Below are 5,333 nucleotides of genomic sequence, written 5' to 3'. Positions count from 1 at the left end.
ACACCCCTCCTCCGAGCCCCCACCGGGGCCGCCGTCACGATGTCCGCAGCAAAGCACGGGCGGGGGGAGTTGAGGAAGCCGGGTACCGGGCGGAGGATGACCGCCATGACCTCCACCGGACGACCGCTGCTCAACCGCCGCCTGGCCGGGTTCGGCACGACGGTCTTCGCCGAGATGTCGGCGCTGGCCGTCCGGACCGGATCGATCAACCTGGGCCAGGGCTTCCCCGACACCGACGGGCCCGAACAGGTCCGCGAAGCCGCCGTGCGCGCCCTGCGGGACGGCCGCGGCAACCAGTACCCGCCCGGCCCCGGCGTCCCCGAGTTGCGCGACGCGATCGCCGGCCACCAGCGGCGCTTTCACGGCCTGGAGTACGACCCCGACACCGAGGTCCTGGTCACCGCCGGGGCCACCGAGGCGATCGCCGCCGCCCTGCTGGCCCTGCTGGAGCCGGGCGACGAGGTGATCGCGCTGGAGCCGTACTACGACTCCTACGCGGCCTGCGTCGCCATGGCCGGCGGCACCCGCGTCCCCGTCACCCTGCGGCCCTCCCCCGGGCCCGGGCCGGCGTACCGCCTGGACCTGGACGAGCTGCGCGACGCCGTCACCGGCCGCACCCGGCTGATCCTGCTCAACACCCCGCACAACCCCACCGGCACCGTCCTCACCCGCGAGGAGCTGACGGCGATCGCCGCGCTGGCGGTGGAGCGGGACCTGCTGGTGGTCACCGACGAGGTCTACGAGCACCTGGTCTTCGAAGGCGAGCACGTCCCCATCGCCTCCCTGCCGGGGATGCGCGAGCGCACCGTCTCCATCTCCTCCGCCGGCAAGACCTTCTCCTTCACGGGCTGGAAGGTCGGCTGGGTGACGGGCACGCCGGAGCTGGTGTCGGCGGTGCGCTCGGCCAAGCAGTACCTGACGTACGTCTCGGCCGGCCCCTTCCAGTACGCGGTGGCCGAGGCGCTCGCCCTGCCGGACTCGTACTACACGGAGCTGCGCGAGGACCTGCGCGCCAAGCGGGACCTGCTCGCGGACGGCCTGACCCGGGCGGGCTTCGAGGTCTTCCGCCCCGCCGGCACGTACTTCGTCACCACCGACATCCGTCCCCTGGGCGAGAGCGACGGTGTGGCCTTCTGCCGCGCCCTGCCCGAGCGCTGCGGTGTCGTCGCCGTGCCCAACGCGGTCTTCTACGACCACGCGGCGCAGGGCGCGCACTTCGTGCGCTTCGCGTTCTGCAAGCGCGAGGAGGTGTTGCGGGAGGCGGTGGAGCGCCTGGGCGCGCTGACCCCGGCCCCGGACCGCGCCCGGGCCGCCTCCTGACGGCCGGCGGCGGTCCGAACCCGCGCGCCGCGGCGTCCGGCGCCCCGGTCCTCGGGGCGCCGGACGCGCGGCGGCCCCGGCGCGGCGGACGCGAAGCGTTCCGTGCACCGGGGCCGCGCGGGGCCTCGTGTGGAGGGCGGAGAGGTCAGCCCTCGCCCTCACCGTCGGACTCCTCGACGTCCTTGGCCAGGCCGAGCTGCTCCACGAGCCAGCGGTCGAACTCGACCGAGGCGCGGATCCAGCTCACCGTGCTGGAGACGAAGTGCTCCAGCGAGACGCCGACGCCGACCAGCATCTGGGCCTCGCCGATCAGGCGGACCGTGCCGTCGTCGTGCGTGTGGCTGTAGACCTTCGGCCACAGGGTGCGGCGGTTCCAGTCGTCGATCAGCTCCAGCAGGCGGGTCTTGTCCTCGATGGAGTGGGGGCGGTCGTAGAACGTCCGGACGGAGAAGACCTGCTGCTCCTTCTCGCCGCGGAACATGAAGTAGGTGCGGAACTCCTCCCACGGCGCCGCGAGGTCACCCTCGTCGTCGACGACGTACTTCAGCTCCATCTGGTCGAGGAGCTGCTTGACCAGGTCCTGGTCCGGGATGACGGGCCCGGCAGGCCCCGTCGGCTGCTGTTCGGGCTGCTGGCCCCCGAAGTTCGGGATCGAGGACGGGTCGATAGTCACCGTGGATTTCCCTTCATACGATTCCTGCCATCCTCCCCCACCCCGGCCCGGTCCTGGCAAGCCCGGGCTTCACCGCTCGTCCGTCGGACTGACACGATCGTCCGACCGCATGGGGGTTCCCTTCTCCGGCAGGGCGCATGCGTGGCGGTGCCCGGCGGTTCAGGAGCCGCCGGGCACCGTCTGTCACAGCGTCGCGGTCACCGCACCGGGACGACGGTCAGGCCCTCCGCCTCCAGGGCGACGTCCACGCGGACGGTGTCGCCGTCGCGGACCTCGCCGGCCAGGATCGCGCGGGCGAGCCGGTCGCCGATGGCCGTCTGGACCAGGCGGCGCAGCGGCCGGGCTCCGTAGGCCGGGTCGTTGCCCTCGACCGCCAGCCAGTCCAGCGCGGCGTCGGAGACGTCGAGGGTGAGGCGGCGGTCGGACAGGCGCCGGGAGAGGGCGTCGATCTGGAGCCGGGCGATGCTGCGCAGTTCCTCGCCGCTGAGCGCGGAGAAGATCACCAGGTCGTCCAGCCGGTTGAGGAACTCCGGCCGGAAGGCGGAGCGGACGCTCGCCATGACCTTCTCCCGCTTCTCCTCCTCCTTGGCGAGGGGGTCCATCAGGAACTGGCTGCCGAGGTTGGAGGTGAGCACGAGGATGGTGTTGCGGAAGTCCACCGTCCGCCCCTGCCCGTCGGTCAGCCGCCCGTCGTCGAGGACCTGGAGCAGGATGTCGAAGACCTCGTGGTGGGCCTTCTCCACCTCGTCCAGCAGTACCACGCTGTACGGGCGCCGGCGCACGGCCTCGGTGAGCTGGCCGCCCTCCTCGTAGCCGACGTAGCCGGGGGGCGCGCCGACCAGCCGGGCGACCGAGTGCTTCTCGCCGTACTCGCTCATGTCGATGCGGACCATGGCCCGCTCGTCGTCGAAGAGGAAGTCGGCGAGCGCCTTGGCCAGCTCGGTCTTGCCGACGCCGGTGGGGCCGAGGAACATGAACGAGCCCGTGGGCCGGTCGGGGTCGGCGACTCCGGCGCGGGAGCGGCGCACGGCGTCGGATACGGCGCGTACGGCCTCGCTCTGGCCGATCAGCCGCCGGCCCAGCTCCTCCTCCATGCGCAGCAGCTTCCTTGTCTCGCCCTCCAGCAGCCGTCCGGCGGGGATGCCGGTCCAGGAGGCGACGACGTCGGCGATGTCGTCCGAGCCGACCTCCTCCTTGACCATGGTGTCCTTGCTCGTCTCCTGCTCCTGCTCGGCGGCCGAGGCCTCCTCCAGCTCGCGTTCCAGGGTGGGGATCTCGCCGTACAGCAGCTTGGAGGCGGTCTCGAAGTCGCCGTCGCGCTGGGCGCGCTCGGCCTGGCCGCGCACCTCGTCGAGCCTCTCCTTCAGCTCGCCGACGCGGTTGAGGCCCTGCTTCTCCTTCTCCCAGCGGGCGGTCAGCCCCCGCAGCTCCTCCTCGCGGTCGGCCAGTTCGCGGCGCAGCCGCTCCAGCCGCTCCCGGGAGCTCTCGTCGCTCTCGCCCGCCAGCGCCAGCTCCTCCATCTTCAGCCGGTCCACGGCGCGCTGCAGCTCGTCGATCTCCACGGGCGAGGAGTCGATCTCCATGCGCAGCCGGGAGGCGGCCTCGTCGACCAGGTCGATGGCCTTGTCCGGCAGGAAGCGGGAGGTGATGTAGCGGTCGGACAGGGCGGCGGCGGCCACCAGCGCGCCGTCGGCGATCTGCACCTTGTGGTGCGCCTCGTAGCGGCCCTTGAGGCCGCGCAGGATGGCGATGGTGTCCTCGACGGTGGGCTCGGCGACCAGCACCTGCTGGAATCGGCGCTCCAGGGCCGGGTCCTTCTCGATCCGCTCGCGGTACTCGTCCAGCGTGGTGGCGCCGACCATGCGCAGCTCGCCGCGGGCCAGCATGGGCTTGAGCATGTTGCCCGCGTCCATCGCCGAGTCGCCGCCGGCGCCCGCGCCCACGACGGTGTGCAGCTCGTCGATGAAGGTGATGATCCGCCCGTCGCTGGACTTGATCTCGCCCAGGACGGCCTTGAGCCGCTCCTCGAACTCGCCGCGGTACTTGGCCCCGGCCACCATCGCGCCCAGGTCGAGGGCGACCAGGCGCTTGTTCTTCAGCGACTCGGGGACGTCGCCCTTGACGATCCGCTGCGCCAGGCCCTCGACGACCGCCGTCTTGCCGACGCCGGGCTCGCCGATGAGGACCGGGTTGTTCTTGGTGCGCCGCGAGAGCACCTGCACCACGCGGCGGATCTCCTGGTCGCGGCCGATGACGGGGTCGAGCCGGCCCTCGCGGGCCGCGGCGGTCAGGTCGGTGCCGAACTTCTCCAGGGCCTTGTAGGTGCCCTCGGGGTCGGCGGTGGTGACGCGCTGGCCGCCGCGGGCGGTCTCGAAGGCGGTGAGCAGCTTCTCGGCGGTGGCCCCCTGCTCGGTGAGCAGCCTGCCGGTCTGGCCGCCCCTGGCCGCCAGGCCGATGAGCAGGTGCTCGGTGGAGATGTAGGCGTCACCCAGCTCCTTCGCCCGCCGGGAGGCGTCGGCGAGGACGGCCATCAGGTCGCGGTCGGGCTGCGGCTTGGCGACGGTGGAGCCCTGCACGCTGGGCAGCGAGCCCAGCAGCCGCTCGGCCGCCGAGCGCAGGGCGGCCTGGTCGGCGTCGACCGCCGCGAGCAGGTCCTGGATGTTCTCGTTGTCCTGGCCCTCCAGCAGGGCCAGCAGCAGATGTGCCGGGGTGATGTCGGGGTGGCCCCCGGTGAGGGCGCGGTTGTTGGCCGCGCTGATCGCGTCCCGGCTCCTGTTGGTCAGCTCGGCGTCCACGGGTGCGTGCTCCTCCTCCTGTCGCCAACTCTGCACACATCAGCATGCAGTAAGTTGAGTCTATTCCACTCAAGGGGCGAACGGGAGTGCCGCCGGGATAGTTTCCGGAGCATGGCCAGTGAATCCCGGCGGGACCCCAGGCACCCGGATGACGCGTACCTCGCCTTCTGGCGGGAGCGGCACCTGTGCACCCTGACCACGCTCCGCCCCGACGGCACTCCCCACGTGGTGCCCGTCGGGGTCACCTACGATCCCGGGGCCGGCCTGGCGCGGGTCATCACCCGCCGCACCAGCGCCAAGGTCGCCAACGTCCTGGCCGCCGCGGGGAGGCCCGAAGGCGCCCGGGCCGCCGTCTGCCAGGTGGACCGGGGGCGCTGGGCCACCCTGGAGGGCGTCGCGTCGGTGCGCACCGACGCGTCCGCGATCGCGGACGCGGTCGCCCGCTACGCCGAGCGGTACGGGCGCACCCCCGCGCCCAACCCGGAGCGGGTGCTGATCGAGATCGCCCTGGACCGGGCGATGGGCACCGTCCCGCCCCTCTGACC

Annotated in this window: 4 protein-coding genes; 2 read left to right on the top strand and 2 right to left on the bottom strand. The window is 72.5% G+C overall.

Features of this window, described 5'->3' with window-relative positions:
- Positions 1-96 precede the first annotated feature (96 nt).
- Complete coding sequence (locus L7D48_RS25330; RefSeq protein WP_237882861.1) at positions 97-1,320, top strand: pyridoxal phosphate-dependent aminotransferase; 1,224 nt, start codon at positions 97-99, stop codon at positions 1,318-1,320.
- A 145-nt stretch (positions 1,321-1,465) separates the two neighbouring features.
- On the opposite strand, the gene L7D48_RS25325 is transcribed toward L7D48_RS25330, so the two are convergent.
- Both L7D48_RS25325 and clpB read right to left on the bottom strand, forming a co-directional pair.
- The gene (locus L7D48_RS25325) at positions 1,466-1,993 is read right to left on the bottom strand and encodes a YbjN domain-containing protein (RefSeq protein ID WP_206350342.1); all 528 of its coding nucleotides are present in this window, start codon (positions 1,991-1,993) and stop codon (positions 1,466-1,468) included.
- Positions 1,994-2,190: 197 nt separating this feature from the next.
- The gene (gene clpB, locus L7D48_RS25320; protein WP_237882859.1) at positions 2,191-4,788 is read right to left on the bottom strand and encodes an ATP-dependent chaperone ClpB; all 2,598 of its coding nucleotides are present in this window, start codon (positions 4,786-4,788) and stop codon (positions 2,191-2,193) included.
- A gap of 111 nt (positions 4,789-4,899) precedes the next feature.
- On the opposite strand from clpB, the gene L7D48_RS25315 reads away from it, so the two are divergent.
- Positions 4,900-5,331 (top strand): pyridoxamine 5'-phosphate oxidase family protein, encoded by a 432-nt coding sequence (locus tag L7D48_RS25315; RefSeq protein ID WP_237882856.1) that lies wholly within the window; start codon positions 4,900-4,902, stop codon positions 5,329-5,331.
- The last annotated feature ends 2 nt before the right edge of the window (positions 5,332-5,333 follow it).

This window comes from Streptomyces sp. ICN903 (assembly GCF_022015835.1).
Taxonomy (GTDB): domain Bacteria; phylum Actinomycetota; class Actinomycetes; order Streptomycetales; family Streptomycetaceae; genus Streptomyces; species Streptomyces fenghuangensis.
Note: the sequence above shows the minus strand (reverse complement) of the source record. Positions and strands in the feature narration are given on the sequence as shown.